Raw genomic sequence first — 21,483 nt, 5'->3', positions numbered from 1 at the left:
CTTCAGTGGGCGCGAGGCGGCAGGTCGTCGGAAAACAGATCGTCCTCGGCATCCGGGCTGACCGGAATCTTGTGTTCTTCGGCGGCCCAGGCGCCGAGGTCGATCAGTTTGCAGCGGTCCGAGCAGAACGGACGGTTGACGTTGCTCGCGGTCCACTCCACGGGCGCACCGCAGGTTGGACATTCCACGGTCAGGGGTTGGCTCATGACTGGCCTCCACGCAAGGTAAGGTAAAAGTGATGCAGGCGTTCGACCTCGCTGTGCAGCCAGGCGAGGTCGCGGTCGTTGACCAGCACATCGTCGGCATGGCTCAGGCGATCTTCGCGAGTCGCCTGGGCCTTGAGAATCGCCTGGATCTGCTGTTCGCTGATCCGGTCGCGTTGCAGGGTCCGCTCGATCTGCAGTTGTTGCGGCACATCGATCACCAGGATCCGTTGGGTCATCGCGTATTGCCCGGATTCGATCAGCAGCGGTGACACCAGAATCGCGTAGGGCGACTCGGCGCGGGCCAGGTGCGCGGCGATTTCATCGGCAATCAACGGATGCAGCAAGGCCTCCAGCCAGAGGCGTTGTTGCGGCACCTCGAAGATCAGCTTGCGCAGCGCCGCGCGGTCCAACTGGCCATCGGCCTGCAGCACGCTGTCGCCGAAATGCTCGGCAATGCGGGCCAGGGCCGGACGGCCGGGTTCCACCACCCAGCGGGCAGCGTGATCGGCATCCACCACATGGATGCCCAGGTCGATGAAGTGCTGGGCCGCAGCACTTTTGCCACTGCCGATACCGCCGGTAAGGCCGAGGATCCAGGGTTTGAAAACAGGCTTGGTCATCTGAAACCGACAAACTGCAAATAGGAGCCGGTTATTTGACCACCCCAGAGCAAGGCAATCCAGCCGGCAATGGCCAGAAAGGGACCGAAAGGGATAGGCGTGGACATTTGCGCACGGTTGCGGCGCAGCAGGGCGATCCCCGCCAGGGCTCCCGTCAGTGAGGCCAGCAGCAGGGTCATCGGCAGAATCTGCCAGCCGCCCCAGGCGCCGAACATGGCCAACAGCTTGAAATCACCGTGCCCCATGCCTTCCTTGCCGGTCAGCAGCTTGAACAACCAGTAAACCGACCACAGGCACAGGTAGCCGGCCACGGCGCCCCACAGCGCATCGTGGAGGCTGACGAACAGCTCGAAGCCATTGACGATCAGGCCCAGCCACAACAGCGGCAGCACCAGCACGTCGGGCAACAGCTGATGATCGGCATCGATCAGGCTCATCGCCAACAGGCCCCAGCTCAACAGCAGCATCAGGACGGCCTGCCAGCCAAAGCCGAAATGCCAGGCCACGAACGCCGAGGCCAGGCCGCAGGTCAGCTCCACCAGCGGGTAGCGCCGGCCGATCGGTGCCTGGCACGCGGAGCAGCGTCCGCGCAGCAGCAGGTAGCTGAACACCGGGATGTTTTCCCAGGGGCGGATCGAATGTGCGCAGTGAGGGCACTGCGAATGCGGGAGCAGCAGGTTGTAGGTCGGCCCGGCAGGTTCGACGGGCAGCCCCAGGATGTCACGGGCCTGGGCGTGCCAGTCGCGCTCGAGCATCTTTGGCAGACGCCAGATCAGCACATTGAGAAAGCTGCCGACAATCAGGCCCAGGACCAGCATCGATGCTACGAAGACCAGCGGGTAGCTGGCCAGGACCTCAGTCAATGACATGTTCAGATCGCTGTGCCGAGTTGGAAGATGGGTAAGTACATGGCGACCACCAGGCCGCCGACGAGGGTGCCCAAAACTACCATGATCACGGGCTCCATGAGACTGCTCAGGGTGTCGACCAGGGTATCGACCTCTTCCTCGTAGTGGATCGCGACTTTTTCCAGCATGCCATCCAGGGCCCCGGATTCTTCGCCGATGGCGGTCATCTGGATCGCCATGCCGGGAAAAATGCCGGATGCGCGCATGGAAAAATGCAACTGCATGCCAGTCGCCACGTCCTGCCTGATGCGGTTCACCGCATGCTTGAACACCTGGTTGCCAGTGGCCCCGGCCACCGAGCCCAGGGCCTCCACCAGTGGTACCCCGGCGGCGAAGGTGGTGGACAAGGTGCGGGCGTAGCGGGCCACCGCGGACTTGTACAGCAGCGGCGCTACCAACGGCAGTTTCAGCAGGCCCACGTCCAGCCACTGGCGAAAGCGCGGTGAGCGCCGGTGGGCATGGCGCAGGCCGAATACGCTGAGCAACAGACCGCCCGCCAACAGCCACCACCAGTGCTGCACGAACTCCGAGAGGGCGATGACCAGTTGGGTGAACACCGGCAGTTGCGCGCCGAAGCCTTGGAACATCGACTGGAATTGCGGCACCACCTTGACCAGCAGGATCCCTGTCACCACCAGCGCCACGCAGATCACCGCCAGGGGATAGGTCATGGCCTTGCGGATTCGGGTCTTGAGGTTTTCGCTTTTTTCCTTGTAGGTCGCCACCCGCTCCAGCAGGGTTTCCAGGGCGCCGGCCTGCTCGCCGGCATCCACCAGGCTGCAGTACAGCTCGTCGAAATACCGCGGCCTCTTGCGCAGCGCACTGGTGAAACTGCTGCCGGCGGCGATGTCCTGTTTCAGTTCGGCCAGCAGTTTGCGCATGTTCGGGTTATCGAAGCCCTCGGCAATGATGTCGAACGATTGCAGCAGCGGTACGCCGGCCTTGATCAGGGTCGCCAACTGCCGGGTGAACAGGCTGATGTCGCGAGCCTTGATCGGGGGCGTGCGCTGGAACAGCGAGCTGGATTTCTTCCTGACCCTGGCCGGGCTGATGCCTTGCTTGCGCAACTGGGCCCTGATCAGCGAGGGGGTATGGCCGCTCAATTCGCCGCGCAGTTTGCTGCCTTGCCTGTCGGTGCCTTCCCACAGGTAAACACTGACTTTTGCTGCTTTGACCGCCATGGTGTCGAGTCCCGGTTGTGATGGATGTCCTCAGGGCCGGCAATGCCCTGTGCGTTAGCGAGTGGACCGCTGCGCGGAGCGTGGCGTCCGGCTCATAGAGTTTGAATGGCCCGATACGTTCCTTGGACGGCGGCGGGCAGTGAATGCAATCGAGGGTCGAGTGACAGCGTAGCCCGTCACGACGACCGGCCCAGGGCACTCGGCTGACAAAAAGTGTCAGATAGTGCGACTTCTGGCGCTCACTGCCGCAGGTCGGTGTCGCCAAAACCCCGTTCGCCCGGGGCCGCAGGCGCTGGCACAGGCTGTGCTATGGCTGTCTGGTGAGTGCCCAGACCCCTGGATATCCCCTGCTTGGAGCAGATAAATGAAGTATCAGAAAGGTTTTACCTTGATCGAGTTGCTGGTCGTCGTGGCGATCATTGGCATCCTGGCCACCTTTGCCATGCCGCTGTATTCCAAATACCAGGCGCGGGCCAAGGTCACCGCGGCATTGGCCGAAGCCTCGGCGCTGAAGGTCAACTTCGAGGACGTGCTGAACCAGGGCAGCGACCCGACCCTGGAGCTGGTGGGGGGCAAGGCGGCGACGTCGAACTGCACCATGACCGCCGCGGGCTCCGCCTCGACAGGAGCGGGAAGCATTGGCTGCACCATCCTCAATGCACCGGCGCCGGTGCTGAACAAGACCGTCACCCTGACTCGCACCACGGCCGATGGCTGGGTCTGCACCACCACTGTCCCCGCCGATTACTCCCCCAAGGGCTGCACCGCCAGTGGCAGTTGAGGTCGGTGCTTGCCTGCTCGGCGCGTGAAACACCACGCGCCACGGCGCCTTCTGGGAAAGTGTCGGAAATTCAGGAGGTTAGCTCGCCACTGGAAATGCAACTTGCATGCAGATTACTTGCCGATCATGCATTTTGCATGATCGCGAGTGTTTCGTTATTTTTATAAGTAATTGATATTTAAGGATTTTATTGTTTTTCTGAACTTGGCATAACGCCTGCAATCTACTTAAGTAACCCTGCTGCCAGGACTTGGAGCAGGTTTTCCAGAAGAACAGGAGTTACTCGTATGAAGAAGTTCGCTATCGCTGCTGCAACTGCTACCGCTCTGACCCTGACCATGGCTAACGTTGCATTTGCCCAGACCACTCAAGCTACTCAGGCGCCAATGGTGCTCGCGGCGGGTGAAGTGACCAAGGCCAAGGAAGCCACTTCCGACACCTGGATCACCACCAAAGTCAAAGCGGATCTCGTAACTGAAAAAGGCATTCCTGGCACCGACATCAAGGTCGAAACCAACAAGGGTGTGGTTTCCCTGTCCTCCACCACGGCTCTGACCGCGGCGCAGAAAGAAACCGCAGTCAACATCGCCAAGAATATCAAGGGCGTGAAGGCGGTATCGGCTGACGGTTTGAAAACCGAGTAAGCCCCAAGCGTCTTTCCTGGACAGGGAGAAGAGGCGGTAGATGGTTCATCTACCGCTTCCTTGAAGGTTCATGCGAATGGCCACAGGGAGGTGGCTCCTTTTGTAGACAGAACAGGCCCCGGCACAGTGTGTCGGGGCCTGTTCTGTTTATGGCGGGGAGAACCGCAGGGCCAACCCGTTTCCGGGTCGGCGGGGAGGGTGGTTATTCGGCGTCCAGGTGCATGGGGGTAATGACCCGACCGTCGCTTTCGGCCTGGCCGAGGTTGGCGTCGATGAAGTAGACCCGGTCGTCCGCCAGTTGGCCCTTGTCCACCAGGAAGTCCTTGATGCTGCTGGCCCGTTCCTGGCCCAGCTGGCGCAACAGCGCATCGCTGCCACTCCAGAACTGGATCACGCCTTCACGCATTTTCGCGGTGCGTTCTTCCTTGCCCAGATCCTTCCATTCGGCCGGTGGCTGGGTCTTGAGGCGCGTGCGATAGATGCCTTCCAGCAGCGGACCTTTCTCGCCTTCCGGCACCTTCAGCAAGGATGCCTGGGCCGGCACCTTGTCGCCGCGACGCTGGAGCATCTTGTAGTAGTTGTACTGGTATTCCCGCTCCAGGCGTTGCTCGGCGATCAGCGGGCCATCGCTGCTCTGCGCGGCGGTACCTTCGATCTCCAGGCGCAGGGCCGGACGCTCCTTGAGCGCGTTGGACAGCTTGACCAGCGCCGCTTCCGATTCCGGGCTCAACTCGCTCGAGCCCGGGGCGAACGAGACGCTGCCCAGGTCTTCCGAACCACTGCCCGCGACCAGACCGCCAATCAGTTTGAAGGGCGCGGCGGCAGCCTTGACGATCAGGTTGCGCAGGGTCTGCCAGACAATCGGCATGACGCTGAATTGCGGGTTGTTGAGGTCGCCGGTCACCGGCAGTTCGATGGAGATCTTGCCGTCGACATCCTTGAGCAGGGCGACCGCCAGTTTCAGGGGCAGGCTCACGGCATCCGGGCTGTCGACTTTTTCCCCCAGCTCCAGTTGTTCGACCACCACTTTGTTTTCGGCCTTGAGCTGGCCGTTGGTGATGACGTAGTGCAGGTCGAGGTTGAGCCGGCCCTTGCGGATACGGTAGCCGGCGAACTTGCCGGAGTAGGGGGTCAGGGTGGTCAGTTCGACGCGTTTGAAACTGGTGGCGATGTCCAGCGCGGCCATTGGATCGAACGGGTTCACGCTGCCCTTGATGGTGACCGGCGCATAACGATCGACCTTACCCTTGATATCGACACTGGCCGGTTTGGCCTGGCGGCTGTCGATGGTGCCGATCTGGCCGTTGAGTTGCTGGACGGCCGTGGCGAAGTTGGGGGTCAGGCTGAAGTCGGCGAAGTTGGCCGAACCATCGTTGATGGCGATCTGGCCGATATGGATGCCCAGGGGTTTTTCCTTGGCGGCCGGCTTGGCGGCACTTTTCGGTGCGCTGTCGGCCGGTTGCGGGATCAGCAAGTCATCGATGTTGGTGGTGCGGTCATCGTTGATCATGAAGCGCGCATAGGGCTGCAGCAGGTTGACCTTGTTGATCGTCAGGCTGTCGCCGTGCTGATAGTTCAGGCCTTCGAGCACCAGTTGCTGCCATTTCACGAAGTCGCGGGTTTTCAGGGTGTCCAGGGTGTGCAACTGGTCGACCTGGGCGCGGCCGGTCACGCTGAATGTCAGGGGATCGATGTTTTTCAGGTCCACCGCCAGGTCGCTGCCGAGCATGCCGCTGCGCAGCTCCAGGCGAATGAACGGGCTGATGTAGGACTGCGCGACCCGCAGGTCGATGTCCTTGGTTTGCACCGCCAGCTTGGCGGTCACCGGTTGCAGGTTGACCACACCGCTGGCGAGGATCTTGCCCTGCTTGCCCACCCCGGTGTCGAGCTTGAGGTTGAAGGGTGACTGGTTGAGGCTGTCGAAGTTCTGCACGTCGACGTTCAGCGGCCCGACCTCCAGGGCCACGGCTGGCTTGGCCTGGCGATCCGCCAGGTGCACCTGGTAATTGCGCAGTTGCACGTCCTTGAGCAACACCTGCCAGGGTTTGCTTGGCGCCGGGGGCGCCGGCTGCGGGCTATCGGCGGCGGCCGGAGCGGGCTTGGCCACCGTTTTGGCCGGCTGGCTGGCGAACAGTTTCTGCCAGTCCAGTTGGCCATCGGCTTCCAGGGCTGCCCAGGTTTCCAGTTTCTGGCTGCGGATCTTGCCGACCACCACTTGCTGCTTGGCCAGGTCGACCGTGGTCTCACTGACGTCCAGGCGCTCCAGGCGGGCCAGTGGTCGACCGTCCGGGGCCTTGATGGCAAAAGGCGCGACGCTTACCGAAGCATCGCTGAGCAGCAGTTCGGTTTCCTTGGACAGGTTCAGCTTGTAGCGGGTGTTGAGGTTCAGCACGCCGTCTTCGAGGACCAGGGGCAAGGCATCGCGGACATAGGGCCACCAGGCTTTCATCTGGCCGTCGGTGACTTTCAGGGTGCCTTCGGAGGCGATCGGGGTCAGGCTGAAATTACCGCTCCAATCGATCTGACCGCCCGCGGGGCCCGCGGCGACCAGAGTCATGTCGGCACTGTCATCGGGCAGGGTGCTGAGGTTCTTCAGCTCGAGATCGAGTTTGTCGTAGAGGAAATCGATGGGCTCGCTGGGCCGCGTGTCCTGGAAGTGCACATAACCGCCCGCCAGTTTGATGCGCTCGATACGCAGCGGGAACGGCTTGGCCTCGGGGTCGTCCGGAGTCGGTTCGCTGGCGGGCAGGTTGAACAGGCCCAGCAGGTTGAGCTTGCCGTCTTTGGCGAACAGGATCTCGCTCTTGGGTTTGTCCAGCTCGATATCGGCCAGGTGCAGCGCGCGGGTCCAGAGGCTGTCCAGTTGCAGGTTGGCGTAGAGACGCTCGAAGGCCACCTGCTCCTTGCCCGGCTCACCGATGTTCAGGCCCCAGAGCGTCAGTTCGAGGCTGAACGGGTTGAGTTCGATGCGCTGGATCTTTGCCGGTACCGTCGCGTAGTTGGCCAACTGTTGATTGGCCACCCGCAGGGCGATGCCCGGCAAAATCAGAAAGCCCAGCAGGCTGTACAGGGCGAGAGCGGTCAACAAGGCGCCGATAGCGCGGATCAATCCTTTGGACATGCGAGGCTTCATCTATCTGAATCGGAAGTGCGTTGGAGTATGGCATGCGTTTCCGGTTCCGAAACAATCCCATGACTGTCGCAAACAGGATTGTTCAGATTCCTCGCGGGAGATCAGAGATGCAGGATCAGGGTCTTGAGCGGCGGTTGCTGGTCCATGGAGGGGAAGTCGCGACCGGGTGTCAGCACCTGCCATTCGCGTACCGGGCGCCCGGCTTTTTCGGCGCAGCGCAGCACCTGTTCGCGCCAGTCGTCCAGGGTGACTTTCGCCAGGTTGTTGCAGCAGATCAGCACGCCATTGTCGGCGGTAGCCAGCAGGGCCGGCTTGAGCAGGCTCTGATAGTCACGCAGCAGGTCGACGGTGCCGAATGCACTCTTGGCCCAGGCCGGCGGGTCGAGCAGTACCAGATCGTACTGGCGCTGTTCCAGGCGTGGGTAGCCGGGCAGCTTTTGCCCACGGCGCTGGGTGATGGGCAGGCCGGCCAGTTGCCGGATCGCCGGGAAGTAATCCGATTGCACGAACTGCATGGCCGGCAATTGCGGATTGAGCTGGCCGTTCTCGCGGCCGACCGCCAGGTTGCCCTCGGCGAAGTCCAGGTTGCACACCTCGCGGGCGCCACCTGCCGCGGCACTCAGGCCGACGCCGCAGGTATAGGCGAACAGGTTCAGCACACTCTTGCCGGCGCTGTGGGCCTTGACCCAGCCACGGGCGTTGCGCAGGTCGAGAAACAGCAGCGGGTCCTGGCCGGCATGGCGACCGCGTACCCGATAGTTCAAGCCCCATTCGTGGCCGACCAGGTCTTGCAGCGCCTGTTCTTCGGCGCGGTAAACCGGGTCTTCGCGGTCGATGCGTGAATTGCCCCGGGAGCGGTCGTTGTAGACCAGCAGGGTGTCCAGGCCCAGCTGCTTCTGGACGGTCTCGTGCAATTGCAGCAAGGCCTCGCGTTCCAGCGTCTGGTGAAAACTCTGCACCAGCAGCTGTGGGCCGTAACGGTCGATGGTCAGGCCCCCGGCGCCTTCCTGGCTGCCATGGAACAGCCGATAGCAGTCGGTGCCTTGCTGATGCAGCTCGGCGAGCAGGTCCTGGCGATGATCGAGGGCGGCGCGCAGCGCCTGATTCAAGGAAGACATGCGGGCGCCTTGCGGATGATTGGGTGGGGCAGTTTACCAGCTTCGGCCACCCCCTGTAGGAGCGGCCGGTCGATGCTCGATTGCCCGCGAAGGAAACGTCATGACAGCGCAGCGCTATAGACAGTGCGCGTTGTCGTTGACGATTTATCGCGGGCAGCCTCGCTCCTACAGAAAGGGCGCGGGCTTAGCGTTCGATCGCCAATGCCACGCCCTGGCCGCCACCGATGCACAAGGTCGCCAGGCCTTTCCTGGCATCGCGCTTGAGCATTTCGTGCAGCAGGGTCACCAGCACCCGGCAGCCCGAGGCGCCGATCGGGTGGCCGAGGGCGATGGCGCCGCCGTTGACGTTGACCTTGCTCGCATCCCAACCCAGTTCCTTGCCCACCGACAGCGACTGGGCGGCGAAGGCTTCGTTGGCTTCGATCAGGTCCAGTTGCTCCAGGGACCAGCCGGCCTTGTCCAGGCAGCGACGGGTGGCCGACACCGGGCCGATGCCCATGATCGCCGGGTCGACGCCAGCGTTGGCGTAGGCGGCGATCTTCGCCAGCACCGGCAGGCCCAGGGCCTTGGCCTTGGCGGCGCTCATCAGGATCACCGCGGCGGCGCCGTCGTTCAGCGACGAAGCGTTGCCGGCGGTGACCGTGCCGTCTTTCTTGAAGGCTGGCTTGAGCTTGCCCAGGGATTCGGCGGTGGTGCCGGCGCGCGGCTGCTCGTCGGTGGCGAAGGCCACGGGGTCGCCCTTGCGCTGGGGAATCAGGATCGGGGTGATCTCATCGACAAAACGCCCGCCCTCGATGGCGGCCACGGCCTTCTGCTGCGAGGCGGCGGCAAAGGCGTCCTGGGCTTCGCGGCTGATGCCGTATTTGTCCACCAGGTTCTCGGCGGTGATGCCCATGTGGTAGTCGTTGAAGGCGTCCCACAGGCCGTCGCTGATCATGGTGTCGACGATCTGGCTATGGCCCATGCGCAGGCCGGTGCGGGCGCCGGGCAACACGTAGTTGGCCAGGCTCATGTTCTCCTGGCCGCCGGCGATGATCACCTCGGCGTCGCCGCAGCGGATCGCCTGGGCGCCCAGGTGCAGGGCCTTGAGGCCGGAGCCGCAGACCTTGTTCAGGGTCAGCGCCGGCACGGCGTGGGGCAGGCCGGCCTTGATCGCGGCCTGGCGCGCGGGGTTCTGCCCGGCGCCGGCGGTGAGCACCTGGCCCATGATCACTTCATCGACCTGGGCGCCGTCCAGGCCGGTCTGGGCCAGTAGTTGGCGGATCACCGCGGCGCCGAGATCGACCGCGGGGATATTGGCCAGCGAACCCTGGAAACTGCCGACCGCGGTGCGGGTGGCGGCAACGATTACGACGTCTTGCATGGCGCGAATCCTCATTGCTATGGGCGGCATCGGTCGGTGGCTATGGACAGGGGACCGATGCGCGAGAACTTGGAAAATCATGGTTGCATAGAAGGTCGCGACGCCGCCAATCGCGAACCGATGGGTCGCGTTCTGTTCGCCCGGTCGGGTATTACAGGCCCATGCGCCGGCGTGCGCGATGTATCGAGCCATTGCGCACCGCCCAGCGCAGCATCGGCGCACTGCGGTTGACGCTGGCGCGGATCAGCTGGCGTTGCAGCAGACCCTGGTTGACGCCCAGCATGTCGCTGGCCCAGTCGGGTAGCAGGTCGATGCCGGCCTGCATCATCAACGAGCCGAATGGCTTGGCCAGGCGGCTTGGGGCAGGTGCCGCCAAGAGCAAACGCAGCACTTCGCGGCTGCGTTCATCGCAAAGCAACTGAGGGCGCATCCCGGCCAGGTACGCCGCCACGGCCCGGCGCGAGCGCGGCACATCGCTGGCGCCAAGACGCTCGGCGATCAGCGCGACTTCCCCGTAGTAACGGTCCTGGTCGGCAGGCGACAGCTGCGGATTGCGATAGCGCAGATGCGCCGCCAGAAAGCTGCTGACCTCGGCCACATGCACCCAGGTCAGCAACTGCGGATCGCTGGCGGCATAGGGCCGGCCGTCTGGCGCGTGGCCGACGATCTGCAGGTGAATGGTGCGCACCTTGTCGATCAGCCATTCGGCATCCTGCCGCGAGCCGAAGGTGGTGCCGGAAATGAACTGCGCGGTACGCCGCAGGCGCCCGATCATGTCTTCCCGGAAATTCGAGTGATCCCAGACCCCGGCCAGGGCCAGCGGGTGCAGGGCCTGCATCAACAAGGCGCTGATGCCGCCGATCAGCATGCTGCTGAAATCGCCATGCACCTGCCAGCAGATAGCGTCCGGGCCGAACAGGCCCGGGTCGCCCTTGGGGTTGTCCAGGTCGAGCTGACCCAGTGACAGGCCACCCAGGCTCATCACCTGGGTTTCGATACGACTGCGAATGAATTCCATACCGCTTGGCTGTTCCTTGGTTGAGGCCCGAGGCCTCGCTCAGAGGTTCAGGCGTTTATCGATCAGGCCCTCGACCACGCTCGGGTCGGCCAGGGTCGAGGTATCGCCCAGGCTGTCGAGTTCGTTGCAGGCGATCTTGCGCAGGATACGCCGCATGATCTTGCCCGAGCGGGTTTTCGGCAAGGCCGGCGCCCACTGGATCAACTCCGGCTTGGCGAAACTGCCGATCTCGCGGCTGACCAGGCTCAACAGCTCCTTCTTCAACTCGTCGCTGGGCTCGACGCCATTCATCGGGGTGACAAAGGCATAGATGCCCTGGCCCTTGAGGTCATGGGGATAACCGACCACCGCGGCCTCGGCGATGCTGTCATGCAGGACCAGGGCGCTCTCGACCTCGGCGGTACCGATGCGATGCCCGGAGACGTTGATCACGTCGTCGATGCGCCCGGTGATCCAGTAATCGCCGTCTTCATCGCGCCGCGCGCCGTCGCCGGTGAAGTAGTAGCCCGGGTAGGGTTTGAAATAGGTCTCGACCATGCGCTGCGGGTCGCCGTAGACACTGCGGATCTGCGCCGGCCAACTGGCCTTGATCGCCAGGATGCCGCTGCCGGCGCCGCTGATTTCCTTGCCGTGCTCGTCCAGCAGCACCGGCTGCACACCGAACATCGGGCGGGTGGCGCAGCCCGGCTTGATGTGGCTGGCGCTGACCAGCGGGCTGAGCATGATGCCGCCGGTTTCGGTCTGCCACCAGGTATCGACAATCGGGCAGCGCTGCTCGCCGACGCTATTGAAATACCACTCCCAGGCTTCCGGGTTGATCGGCTCGCCGACACTGCCCAGCAGGCGCAGGCTGCTGCGCGAGGTGTGCTGCAGCGGCTCGGGGCCTTCGCGCATCAGTGCGCGCAAGGCGGTGGGGGCGGTGTAGAAGATGTTCACCCGGTGCTTGTCGATGACTTCCCAGAAGCGCGAGCTGCTTGGGTAGCTGGGCACGCCCTCGAAGATCAGGGTGGTCGCGCCATTGGCCAGCGGGCCGTAGACGATGTAACTGTGGCCGGTGACCCAGCCGACATCGGCGGTGCACCAGAAGACTTCGCCTTCGCGGTAGTCCAGTACGTATTTGAAGGTCATCGCCGCTTGCAGCAAGTAGCCGCCGGTGGTGTGCAGCACGCCTTTGGGTTTGCCGGTGCTGCCGGAGGTGTAGAGGATGAACAGCGGGTCTTCGGCGTCCATCGGTTGCGGCGGGCAGTCGTCTTCGACACCGCGCAGGGCCTGGTGATACCAGAGGTCGCGGCCTTCGACCCAGTTCACCGGGTTCTGGGTGCGCTCGACCACCACCACCGTGCTGACGTTCGGGCAGCTTTGCAGGGCCTTGTCGACGTTGTTTTTCAAGGGCACGAACTTGCCGCCGCGTACCCCTTCGTCAGCGGTGATCACAGTGCGGCAGTCGGCATCGAGAATGCGGTCACGCAGCGCGTCCGGAGAGAATCCGCCAAAGACCACCGAGTGCACCGCGCCGATACGGGTGCAGGCGAGCATGGCGTAGGCCGCCTCGGGAATCATTGGCATGTAGATGCAGACCCGGTCGCCTTTTTTCACGCCGCGGCTTTTCAGGACGTTGGCCAGGCGGCAGACGTAGTGATGGAGTTTTTTGTAGGTGATTTGCAGCGACTCGGCAGGGTCGTCGCCTTCCCAGATGATCGCCACCTGATCGCCGCGTTTTTCCAGGTGGCGGTCGATGCAGTTGTAGCTGACGTTCAACTGGCCGCCGGCGAACCAGCTGGCGGCGCCGGTTTTCAGGTCATAGCGCTGCACGGTCTGCCAGGGGGCGCTCCAGTCGAGAAAGCGGGTGGCCTGTTCGGCCCAGAAGGTGCTCGGGTGCTCGATGGATTCGCGGTACAGCCGCTGGTAGTCGTCCTGACTCAATTGCGCAGCCCGGCGGACGGCATCGGCTTGGGGGAACGTGCTGATATCGAACATGACGGTTCCTTATTCTTGTTTTAGCGACAAGCGATAAAGATGCGCCTTGATCGGAAGGGGTTCAAGGGGAGGGCGGTCTTGGGCGACCGATCGTGAATCGGCCCGCTGCCGCGCAATGGAAGGGTTTGCGTAGCAGCGGGCCGGTTCGCGAGGGGAGGTTCCAGCGGGCTATCAGCCGCGGTGGCGACCGCGGAAGTAGTTGATCAGGCCCTGGGTCGAAGCATCCTCGGCCGGGGTTTCTTCGCTGCCGACCAGGCGGTTGTAGACGCCCTTGCCCAGCTCTTTGCCCAGCTCCACGCCCCATTGGTCGAAGGCGTTGATGCCCCAGATCACGCTCTGCACGAAGACCTTGTGTTCGTACATCGCCACCAGCGCGCCCAGGCGGCGCGGGCTGATGCGCTCGACCACCAGGGTGTTGCTCGGACGGTTGCCCGGGATCACCTTGTGCGGTGCCAGCTTCTGGACTTCGGCCTCGCTCATGCCTTTTTCACGCAGCTCGGCCTCGGCTTCGGCGCGGGTCTTGCCGAGCATCAGCGCCTGGCTTTGCGACAGGCAGTTGGCGTACAGCCACTGGTGATGGTCGGCGACCGGGTTGAAGCTGACGATCGGCACGATGAAGTCGGCCGGGATCAGCTGGGTGCCCTGGTGCAACAGTTGGTGATACGCGTGCTGACCGTTGCAGCCCACGCCACCCCAGATCACCGGACCGGTGTCGGTGGAAACCGGCGTGCCGTCCTGGCGCACGCTCTTGCCGTTGGATTCCATGTCCAGCTGCTGCAAGTGCTTGGTGATGTTGCGCAGGTAGTGGTCGTACGGCAGGATCGCGTGGCTTTGCGCGCCCCAGAAATTGCCGTACCACACGCCCAGCAGGGCCAGGAGGACCGGCATGTTCTGCTCGAACGGCGCGGTCTGGAAGTGCTGGTCCATGGTGTAGGCGCCGGACAGCAGTTCCTTGAAGTTGGACATGCCGATGGCCAGGGCGATCGGCAGGCCGATGGCCGACCACAGCGAGTAACGCCCGCCGACCCAGTCCCACATCGGGAAGATGTTCTCTTCGCGGATGCCGAAGGCCACGGCGGCGGCGTTGTTGCTCGACACCGCGATGAAGTGGCGATACAGCTCGGCCTCGGAACCGCCCTGAGCCAGGTACCAGGCGCGTGCGGCCTGGGCGTTCTTCAGGGTTTCCAGGGTGTTGAAGGATTTCGACGAGACGATGAACAGCGTGGTTTCGGCGCGGATCTTCGACGACAGTTCGTGGAATTCGCTGCCGTCGATATTGGCCAGGTAATGGCAACGCACGCCTTTCTGGGCGTAGGACAACAGGGCTTCGGACACCAGCTCGGGGCCGAGGAACGAACCGCCGATGCCGATGTTGACCACGTCGGTGATCGGCTTCTCGGTGTAGCCGCGCCACAGGCCGTCATGGATGCGCCCGACCAGTTCGGTGATCTGGTTCAGCACCTTGTGCACTTCCGGCATCACGTTGACGCCGTTGACCGACAGCTTGTCGCCCACTGGACGGCGCAGGGCGGTGTGCAGGGCCGGACGGCCTTCGGAAGAGTTGACCAGCTCACCGGCGAACAGCGCCTTGATCGCATCCTGCAGACCGGCTTCATTGGCCAGGCCCACCAGCAGGTTGCGGGTTTCGGGGGTGATCAGGTTCTTCGAGTAATCGAGAAAAAGCCCACAGCCGCTGAGGCTGAATTGATGAAAGCGCTGCGGGTCGGCATTGAAGGCCTCGCGCATGCTGAAATCCTGCATGGCTTGGCGGTGGTCATTCAACGCTTGCCAGGCGGGCAGAGCGGTAACGTCGTGAGGAGTGCGGTAGTACGCCATCGCTGCGGTTTTCCTTTTACTTGAACTGCCTGTTGGACACTGAAAAGCCCGGAACGTCCTGCTTGAAGAATAACGTTCGGTCAAACCTGCGCTGACACGATTAAGCACGCAGGGCGATTACAGTAACTCTCGCGTGCTGATCTGTCTTGGCTTTGTCTGACCTGCGGCCGGTACTTTTTTATACCGGCGCCTCAGAGCCGCGCAACGAGCAGGATTTCAGGGGTGAGAATGACTGGGGCTCAGGCGACCTGAACCGGAATGGCATGGCTGGTGTGGCTCAGCTCGTTGCCCGGCGCCATATAGAGCATGCGCGGCTTGAAGTTGAGCAGTTCGGCTTCGCTGTAGTGAGCGTAAGCGCAGATGATCACCCGGTCGCCAACCTTGGCCTTGTGCGCGGCGGCGCCGTTGACCGAGATCATGCGCGAGCCTTCCTCGCCACGAATGGCGTAGGTGGTGAAGCGTTCGCCATTGTCGACGTTGTAGATCTGGATCTGTTCGTACTCACGGATACCGGACAAGTCCAGCCATTCGCCGTCGATGGCGCAGGAGCCTTCGTAGTCGAGCACAGCGTGGGTGACTTCGGCGCGATGCAGCTTGGCCTTGAGCATGATGGCGTGCATGAGTGGTTCTCTCGGTCGGATCCTCGAACAGGGCCCGCAGCATCGCTGCAGGCCCCGGGCGGCGGCAGTTTGCCCGAAGGTCGGGCTTCGGGCAATCGGCCTTTGGGACCTAGGCGTCGAGGTCCAGATGCAGGTTGTCGATCAGGCGGGTAGCGCCCAGATAGGCCGCCGCCAGAATCACCAGGTCGCGGTCTTGCGCGGTGGCCGGGCGCAGGGTCCGGGCGTGGCGGATTTCCAGGTAATCCGGGCGGAAGCCGGCGGCTTCGAGCACCTGTTTTTGCTCGTCCAGCAGCTTTGGATAGTCCCGCTGGCCCTGGCTGATGGCCTGGGCGATCTGGGTCAGGCCACGATAGATCGCCGGGGCGATGGCACGTTGTTCTTCGCTCAGGTAGCCGTTGCGAGATGACAGCGCGAGGCCGTCGGCGGCGCGCACGGTGGGCTCGCCGATGATCTGGATCGGCATGTTCAGGTCATGCACCAGGGCACGGATTACCGCCAGTTGCTGGAAGTCCTTCTGGCCGAAGACCGCAAGGTCCGGCTGCACCATGTTGAACAGCTTGCTGACCACCGTGGCCACCCCTTCGAAATGCCCGGGACGGCTGGCGCCGCACAGGCCTTCGGAGAGTTGCGGCACGCTGACCCGGGTCTGGCCGTCCATGCCGTCGGGGTACATCTCTTCGACGCTAGGGGCGAACAGCAGATGGCAACCGGCTTGCAGGAGCTTTTCCTGGTCGGCGGCCAGGGTTCGCGGGTACTTGTCGAGGTCTTCGCCAGCGCCGAATTGCAGCGGGTTGACGAAGATGCTCGCCACCACGAAATCCACTCGCTGGGCCGCCTTGGTCACCAGGGCGGCATGACCGCTGTGCAGGTTGCCCATGGTCGGCACGAAGCCGATGCGCTTGCCCTCGCTGCGGGCACGGGCCACGGCGGCACGCAGTTCACGTACGGTTTTTACAGTATTCATGCAGAAAACCCGTGTTCGGCGCCTGGGAAGGTCACGGCCTTGACCTCACTGACATAGGCGCTCAGGGCGGCCTGGATGCTTTCCTGGCCGGCCATGAAGTTCTTCACGAACTTCGGTGCGCGACCGCTCAGGGACAGGCCCAGCATGTCGTGCAGAACCAGCACCTGACCGTCGGTGGCGCTGCCGGCACCGATGCCGATTACCGGAATATTCACCGCCTGGGTGATTTCCGCCGCCAGTTCGCTCGGCACGCATTCGAGCAGCAGCATCGCCGCGCCGGCCGCTTCCAGGGCGATGGCGTCGGCACGCATCTGCCGGGCCTGGTTTTCGTTACGTCCCTGAACCTTGTAGCCGCCGAGGATGTTCACCGATTGCGGGGTCAGGCCCATGTGGGCGCAGACCGGGATACCGCGCTCGGCCAGCAGGCGGATGGATTCGGCCAGCCACAACGCGCCTTCGACCTTGATCATGTGCGCACCGGCCTGCATCAACTGGGCGCTGTTGTTCAGGGCCTGTTCGGTGGTGGCGTAGGCCATGAACGGCAGGTCGGCGAGGATCAGGGCGCCACTGTTGCCGCGTTTGACCGCGGCGACGTGGTAGGCCATCTCGGCGGTAGTGACTGGCAGTGTGCTGTCGTGCCCTTGCAAGACCATGCCGAGGGAGTCGCCCACCAGCAGTACTTCAACGCCGGCCTGGCAACAGGTGTGGGCGAAGGTCGCGTCATAGCAGGTCAGCATGGTGATTTTCTCACCTTTCTGCTTGAGGCCTTGCAGGGTGGTCAGGGTGATGTCTGGCATGAAAAAGGGTCCTCATTCAGGCGCTCTGGAAACTGCTGCGAGTAACGCGCGTGATTCTTATCTATACAGGCGCACGGTCTGTTGTCGTGCTTATAAGGCCTGGATTGCGCCCTGTAACGCCGTGTTGGCGGCAACGGGACGCCTATAGTCGTGAGGAGAACTCGGGAAGTCAATTGCATGTGTTACCGCATTGTTACGGCGTGAGTGTTACCGCCGTAACTGATGCGTTTCAGCAGTCAGGCCAGACGTTCCAGGCCGACAAATGGGCAGGCGGCGAGCAGATCGCGCAGGTGACGACCGTCGGCCAGTTGCAGGTCGGCGGGGGCCAGTTCGGCCAGGGGATAGAGGACAAAGGCCCGGGCCTGCATGTGGTAATGCGGGACCTTGAGCCGCGGTTCGTCGATCAGGCGATCGCCGAACAGCAGGATGTCCAGGTCCAGGGTGCGCGGCCCCCAGCGCTTGAGGCGCTCGCGGCCCTGGCCGTTTTCGATGGCTTGCAGCGCGTCCAGCAGTTCGAGAGGCGCGAGGCTGCTGTCCAGGGCGGCCACGGCGTTGGTGTAGCGCGGTTGGCCGGGCAGCAGGGAGTCGCTTTGATAGAAGGCCGAGACGCCTGCCAGTTGGCTGTGTGGCAACTGCGCCAGCGCGTCGATCGCACTGCGCAATTGCTCTGCCGGGGCAGCCAGGTTGCTGCCCATGCCAATGTAGATGCGTTCCATCGGGTTATTCGCCGGAAGCGCTCGGTGCGCCGGCGGTGGCGCGCTTGCGTTTGGCGCCACTGCTGCGACGACGCTTGCGTGGACCTGTGCCGGCTTCGTCCTTGCCGCTCAAGTCGCGAATCATGTCGCGGCGACCGGCATCGTTGGCGTCCTGATAGTCGGTCCACCATTCGCCCAGGCCATCGGTCTGCTCGCCAGCGCTTTCGCGCAGCAGCAGGAAATCATAACCGGCGCGGAACCGCGGGTTGTCCAGCAACTGGTCGGCGCGCTTGCCGCTGCGACGTGGCAGGCGTTCCTGCATGTCCCAGATTTCGCGGATCGGCATGGTGAAGCGTTTTGGAATGGCGATGCGCTGGCACTGTTCGCTGATCAATTCGTGAGCAGCTTCCTGCATCGCCGGAATCGGCGGCATGCCGCGTTCCTGGAGGCGCAGCACGCGAGCCGGCAGGGCCGGCCACAGCAGCGCGGCGAACAGGAAAGCCGGGGTGACCGGCTTGTTCTGCTTGATGCGCAGGTCGGTATTGATCAGGGCTTCGCTGATCAGGGTATGGGTGTAGGTCGGGTTGTACTCCAGTGCCTCGGCGCTGGCCGGGAACAGCGGATCGAACAGCTGCAGGTCGACCAGCATCTCGAAGGTGTCGGCGGCATGGCCGGACAGGAACAGCTTGAGCACTTCCTCGAACAGCCGTGCCGAAGGGATTTCCCGCAGCATGGGCGCCAGGTCGCGGATCGGCGTGGCGGTGTGTTTCTCGATGCCGAAATCCAGCTTGGCGGCGAAGCGCACGGCCCGCAGCATGCGTACCGGATCTTCCTGGTAGCGCTGGCGCGGATCGCCGATCAGGCGGACCAGGTGATTGCGGATGTCGTGTACGCCGTTGGCGTAGTCGAGGATGCGCTCGCTGACCGGATCGTAATACAGGGCATTGATGGTGAAGTCGCGGCGCTGGGCGTCCTCTTCGAGGGTGCCGTACACGTTGTCGCGCAGGATGCGCCCGCTTTCGTTGCGCGAGGACTGGTTGCTGTCTTCCTCTTCATCGTTTTGCGGGTGATTGGCGCGGAAGGTCGCGACCTCGATGATTTCGCGGCCGAAGTGGATATGCACCAGCTTGAACCGACGGCCGATGATCCGGGCGTTACGGAATTCGGCCCGCACCTGTTCCGGCGTGGCGCTGGTGGCGACGTCGAAATCCTTGGGGGTGATATTGAGCAGCATGTCGCGCACGCAGCCGCCGACCAGGTAGGCCTGGTAGCCGGCGTTCTGCAGGCGTTCGACGATGTTCACCGCATAACGGCTGAACTGGGCGCGTTGCAGCGAGTGTTGGCTGCTGTTGAGCACTTCAGGCGTGCTGCGTTTGTGTTGCGTACGACGCAAGGGAGAACGGAATGACTGGAACAACTTCTTCAGCATGGGATGCACTGTTTGAAGGAATGTTCGGCCATAACGAAGAATGACCGCATGATGGGCGGGGATTCTAGCATTTAGTCGGGGGATGGTGTAGGAAGCTGCGGCGAGTCGTGCGCGGCGCTTGGGAACGCGGGTTGGCGGGGCTTTGCGTGAGTAAAACCGTAATCGCGGAAACCACAAGGGGAGCCGAAGCTCCCCCAGAAGTGTTTGCGTGCTCTATTTTTATTATTGGTTTCGGGCTTCTTGTTTTTGTTTAACGCCCTTGTCACCTGGTTAACCCAGAGTGACCCTCCCAATCGGGAGCCAAGAGCAAACGGATTGCTTTGGTCGCTGTGTTGCAATGATCAGTGATCCAACCAGTTCAGGCTCTGCCTTAGGGCGGTTTTTGTTGTTCTCGGCCTGGTTGTGGGGCAAGCCCCAATGACAACGCCTCTCCAAAAGAATCAGTTAGCTGCGCCTCCGTCGTGTTGTTTTTATTGTGCGTGAGTCGATTCGTCTTATTTTTATTGTCTTATGCATTGCTTGTTATTGTTCTTGTACCAAACATATAGCAGGTGCCGTGCCAACTTTTGCGAGGCCCAGTAAAACAAGGGGTTAGGCGCGGTTATGAGGTTTCTCCAGGCGAAAAAAAGCCGGGGCTTCGTTACCGTAAGCCCCGGCTTTTGTTACGTGAAATGACTGAGGTAACAGTTTTTTCACAAGATCGCGTGTTACCCGCAACCCGTTACCGCCGGACTTCAGCTTTCGCTGGCGACCCCGGTCTTGCGCCGTGGGATGCCCAGGCGCTGGCGACGTTCCCACAGGCATTTGCGGCTGACGCCCAGTTTGCGGGCCAGTTCGGTCTCGGTCATGTGGTCCTGGTGCTCGAGAACGAAATGCTGGAAGTAGTCTTCCAGCGACAGGTCTTCGGTCGGCTCATGGCTGCTGTTGTTGGCGTTGGCGGCCTGGGGCGCCAGGCCGATGAATTCGTCGTCTTCCAGGTCGCTCAGTTCGATATCGATACCCAGCAGCTCCGCAGAGATTTCCGGGCTTTCGCACAGGATGACCGAGCGCTCGACGGCGTTTTCCAGTTCGCGAACGTTACCTGGCCAAGAGTAGTGGCGAATGGCTTGCTCGGCGTCCGGGGCGAACTTCAGGTCCGTGCGGCCCACGCGCGCGCTCTGGCGGGCGAGGAAGGCATTGGCGATTTCGTTGACGTCGGCGCCGCGTTCGCGCAGGGCTGGCAGTTTCAGGGCGATCACGTGCAGGCGGTAATACAGGTCTTCACGGAACTGGCCGATCTTGGCCAGGCTCTTGAGGTCGCGGTGGGTCGCGGCGATCAGGCGCACATCGACCTTCTGCGACTGCACCGAGCCGACCCGGCGGATCTCGCCTTCCTGCAGCACGCGCAACAGGCGGGCCTGGGCTTCGAGTGGCAATTCGCCGATTTCGTCGAGGAACAAGGTGCCGCCGTCCGCCGCTTCCACCAGGCCGGCGCGCCCGGCGCTGGCACCGGTGAAGGCGCCTTTTTCGTGACCGAACAGCTCGGACTCGATCAGGGTTTCCGGAATGGCCGCGCAGTTCACCGAAATCATCGGCGCCTTGGCGCGCTTGGACAGGTTGTGCAGGGCGCGGGCCACCAGTTCCTTGCCGGTCCCGGATTCACCCTGGATCAGTACATTGGAGTCTGTCGGGGCGACCTTGCGGATCTTGCTGTACAGGTCCTGCATCGGTGGGCAGGAGCCGATGATGCCGATTTCGCCGTTGCTGGCGTTGGCACCGGCCTTGTCCGCGCCGTTGCCCGACTTGGCGGCCGGACGCTCGTTGGGGCTGCTCTGCGCGGTCTGGCGGTCGCGCAGGATGCGCGCCACGGCCTGGAGCATTTCGTCGTGATCGAAAGGCTTGGCGATGTAGTCCACCGCGCCCATCTTCATCGAATCGACCGCCGAGCGCAGGCTGGCGTAGCTGGTCATGATCAGCACCGGGGTGCCCTGGCCGAGCTTGATCAGTTCGGTGCCGGGGGCGCCTGGCAGGCGCAGGTCGCTGACGATCAGGTCGAACGTGGGAATGCTGAAACGCTCTTGTGCTTCCTGCACGGAACCGGCTTCGCTGACCTGGTACTGGTTGCGTTCCAGCAGGCGGCGCAAGGCGGAGCGGATAATTGTTTCGTCTTCGACGATCAAAATGTGCGGCATTGATTCGATTCTCTCGACGGTC

At 62.9% G+C, this 21,483-nt stretch carries 18 protein-coding genes; 2 read left to right on the top strand and 16 right to left on the bottom strand.

Going from position 1 to position 21,483, the window contains the following annotated elements; translation table 11 throughout:
* Nucleotides 1-2 precede the first annotated feature (2 nt).
* From yacG to J4D28_RS00200, 4 genes are read right to left on the bottom strand one after another with little or no spacing between them, the layout of a single operon-like run.
* Entirely contained in the window at nt 3-206 is a 204-nt protein-coding gene (gene yacG, locus J4D28_RS00215; RefSeq protein WP_009045670.1) for a DNA gyrase inhibitor YacG, read from the bottom strand.
* Nucleotides 203-826, bottom strand: a complete 624-nt coding sequence (coaE, locus tag J4D28_RS00210; RefSeq protein WP_009045669.1) for a dephospho-CoA kinase — start codon at nt 824-826, stop codon at nt 203-205. The genes yacG and coaE overlap by 4 nt, the downstream gene beginning before the upstream one ends.
* Complete coding sequence (locus J4D28_RS00205) at nt 823-1,695, bottom strand: A24 family peptidase (protein WP_009050909.1); 873 nt, start codon at nt 1,693-1,695, stop codon at nt 823-825. The genes coaE and J4D28_RS00205 overlap by 4 nt, the downstream gene beginning before the upstream one ends.
* A gap of 2 nt (nt 1,696-1,697) precedes the next feature.
* Nucleotides 1,698-2,915, bottom strand: coding sequence for a type II secretion system F family protein (locus J4D28_RS00200; RefSeq protein ID WP_028683416.1), 1,218 nt, complete (start codon nt 2,913-2,915; stop codon nt 1,698-1,700).
* 364 nt (nt 2,916-3,279) lie between these two features.
* On the opposite strand from J4D28_RS00200, the gene J4D28_RS00195 reads away from it, so the two are divergent.
* Entirely contained in the window at nt 3,280-3,696 is a 417-nt protein-coding gene (locus J4D28_RS00195; protein WP_009050907.1) for a pilin, read from the top strand.
* A 287-nt stretch (nt 3,697-3,983) separates the two neighbouring features.
* Complete coding sequence (locus J4D28_RS00190; protein WP_009050906.1) at nt 3,984-4,340, top strand: BON domain-containing protein; 357 nt, start codon at nt 3,984-3,986, stop codon at nt 4,338-4,340.
* Nucleotides 4,341-4,542: 202 nt separating this feature from the next.
* Here the strand turns inward: J4D28_RS00190 and J4D28_RS00185 are convergent, their stop codons facing one another.
* The 12 genes from J4D28_RS00185 to J4D28_RS00130 form a co-directional block, all read right to left on the bottom strand.
* Nucleotides 4,543-7,461 (bottom strand): DUF748 domain-containing protein, encoded by a 2,919-nt coding sequence (locus tag J4D28_RS00185; protein WP_177477925.1) that lies wholly within the window; start codon nt 7,459-7,461, stop codon nt 4,543-4,545.
* A gap of 113 nt (nt 7,462-7,574) precedes the next feature.
* A complete protein-coding gene (locus J4D28_RS00180) occupies nt 7,575-8,591 on the bottom strand; it encodes a class I SAM-dependent rRNA methyltransferase (RefSeq protein ID WP_016703669.1) in 1,017 nt (338 codons plus the stop codon).
* Nucleotides 8,592-8,775: 184 nt separating this feature from the next.
* The gene (locus J4D28_RS00175; protein WP_124309584.1) at nt 8,776-9,954 is read right to left on the bottom strand and encodes an acetyl-CoA C-acetyltransferase; all 1,179 of its coding nucleotides are present in this window, start codon (nt 9,952-9,954) and stop codon (nt 8,776-8,778) included.
* A gap of 151 nt (nt 9,955-10,105) precedes the next feature.
* Nucleotides 10,106-10,972, bottom strand: a complete 867-nt coding sequence (locus J4D28_RS00170; RefSeq protein WP_009050902.1) for an oxygenase MpaB family protein — start codon at nt 10,970-10,972, stop codon at nt 10,106-10,108.
* 39 nt (nt 10,973-11,011) lie between these two features.
* Complete coding sequence (gene acs, locus J4D28_RS00165; RefSeq protein ID WP_009050901.1) at nt 11,012-12,949, bottom strand: acetate--CoA ligase; 1,938 nt, start codon at nt 12,947-12,949, stop codon at nt 11,012-11,014.
* A gap of 171 nt (nt 12,950-13,120) precedes the next feature.
* Nucleotides 13,121-14,785 carry a glucose-6-phosphate isomerase gene (gene pgi / locus J4D28_RS00160; protein WP_009050900.1) on the bottom strand — a complete coding sequence of 555 codons (1,665 nt, stop codon included), beginning with the start codon at nt 14,783-14,785 and terminating at the stop codon, nt 13,121-13,123.
* Nucleotides 14,786-15,024: 239 nt separating this feature from the next.
* Complete coding sequence (panD, locus tag J4D28_RS00155) at nt 15,025-15,405, bottom strand: aspartate 1-decarboxylase (protein WP_007924662.1); 381 nt, start codon at nt 15,403-15,405, stop codon at nt 15,025-15,027.
* 109 nt (nt 15,406-15,514) lie between these two features.
* The gene (gene panC / locus J4D28_RS00150; protein ID WP_009050899.1) at nt 15,515-16,369 is read right to left on the bottom strand and encodes a pantoate--beta-alanine ligase; all 855 of its coding nucleotides are present in this window, start codon (nt 16,367-16,369) and stop codon (nt 15,515-15,517) included.
* Nucleotides 16,366-17,166, bottom strand: a complete 801-nt coding sequence (gene panB, locus J4D28_RS00145) for a 3-methyl-2-oxobutanoate hydroxymethyltransferase (protein ID WP_009050898.1) — start codon at nt 17,164-17,166, stop codon at nt 16,366-16,368. Before panB ends, panC begins: the two co-directional genes overlap by 4 nt.
* A 236-nt stretch (nt 17,167-17,402) precedes the next feature.
* Nucleotides 17,403-17,882, bottom strand: coding sequence for a 2-amino-4-hydroxy-6-hydroxymethyldihydropteridine diphosphokinase (folK, locus tag J4D28_RS00140; protein ID WP_009050897.1), 480 nt, complete (start codon nt 17,880-17,882; stop codon nt 17,403-17,405).
* A 4-nt stretch (nt 17,883-17,886) separates the two neighbouring features.
* Nucleotides 17,887-19,290, bottom strand: a complete 1,404-nt coding sequence (locus J4D28_RS00135; protein WP_009050896.1) for a polynucleotide adenylyltransferase PcnB — start codon at nt 19,288-19,290, stop codon at nt 17,887-17,889.
* 734 nt (nt 19,291-20,024) lie between these two features.
* A complete protein-coding gene (locus J4D28_RS00130; protein WP_009050895.1) occupies nt 20,025-21,461 on the bottom strand; it encodes a sigma-54 dependent transcriptional regulator in 1,437 nt (478 codons plus the stop codon).
* Between the last annotated feature and the right edge of the window lie 22 nt (nt 21,462-21,483).

Origin of the sequence: Pseudomonas sp. GW531-T4 (genome assembly GCF_017349615.1) — a bacterium.
Lineage (GTDB): Bacteria > Pseudomonadota > Gammaproteobacteria > Pseudomonadales > Pseudomonadaceae > Aquipseudomonas > Aquipseudomonas chlororaphis_I.
The sequence above is the reverse complement of the archived record's forward strand: the minus strand, read 5'-3'. Positions and strand labels throughout refer to the sequence as shown.

Bases quoted from the DNA above. Each gene is read 5' to 3' on its own strand.
- yacG (WP_009045670.1), bottom strand. From the start codon at position 206: ATGAGCCAACCCCTGACCGTGGAATGTCCAACCTGCGGTGCGCCCGTG.
- coaE (WP_009045669.1), bottom strand. From the start codon at position 826: ATGACCAAGCCTGTTTTCAAACCCTGGATCCTCGGCCTTACCGGCGGT.
- J4D28_RS00205 (WP_009050909.1), bottom strand. From the start codon at position 1,695: ATGTCATTGACTGAGGTCCTGGCCAGCTACCCGCTGGTCTTCGTAGCA.
- J4D28_RS00200 (WP_028683416.1), bottom strand. From the start codon at position 2,915: ATGGCGGTCAAAGCAGCAAAAGTCAGTGTTTACCTGTGGGAAGGCACC.
- J4D28_RS00195 (WP_009050907.1), top strand. From the start codon at position 3,280: ATGAAGTATCAGAAAGGTTTTACCTTGATCGAGTTGCTGGTCGTCGTG.
- J4D28_RS00190 (WP_009050906.1), top strand. From the start codon at position 3,984: ATGAAGAAGTTCGCTATCGCTGCTGCAACTGCTACCGCTCTGACCCTG.
- J4D28_RS00185 (WP_177477925.1), bottom strand. From the start codon at position 7,461: ATGTCCAAAGGATTGATCCGCGCTATCGGCGCCTTGTTGACCGCTCTC.
- J4D28_RS00180 (WP_016703669.1), bottom strand. From the start codon at position 8,591: ATGTCTTCCTTGAATCAGGCGCTGCGCGCCGCCCTCGATCATCGCCAG.
- J4D28_RS00175 (WP_124309584.1), bottom strand. From the start codon at position 9,954: ATGCAAGACGTCGTAATCGTTGCCGCCACCCGCACCGCGGTCGGCAGT.
- J4D28_RS00170 (WP_009050902.1), bottom strand. From the start codon at position 10,972: ATGGAATTCATTCGCAGTCGTATCGAAACCCAGGTGATGAGCCTGGGT.
- acs (WP_009050901.1), bottom strand. From the start codon at position 12,949: ATGTTCGATATCAGCACGTTCCCCCAAGCCGATGCCGTCCGCCGGGCT.
- pgi (WP_009050900.1), bottom strand. From the start codon at position 14,785: ATGGCGTACTACCGCACTCCTCACGACGTTACCGCTCTGCCCGCCTGG.
- panD (WP_007924662.1), bottom strand. From the start codon at position 15,405: ATGCACGCCATCATGCTCAAGGCCAAGCTGCATCGCGCCGAAGTCACC.
- panC (WP_009050899.1), bottom strand. From the start codon at position 16,369: ATGAATACTGTAAAAACCGTACGTGAACTGCGTGCCGCCGTGGCCCGT.
- panB (WP_009050898.1), bottom strand. From the start codon at position 17,166: ATGCCAGACATCACCCTGACCACCCTGCAAGGCCTCAAGCAGAAAGGT.
- folK (WP_009050897.1), bottom strand. From the start codon at position 17,882: ATGGAACGCATCTACATTGGCATGGGCAGCAACCTGGCTGCCCCGGCA.
- J4D28_RS00135 (WP_009050896.1), bottom strand. From the start codon at position 19,290: ATGCTGAAGAAGTTGTTCCAGTCATTCCGTTCTCCCTTGCGTCGTACG.
- J4D28_RS00130 (WP_009050895.1), bottom strand. From the start codon at position 21,461: ATGCCGCACATTTTGATCGTCGAAGACGAAACAATTATCCGCTCCGCC.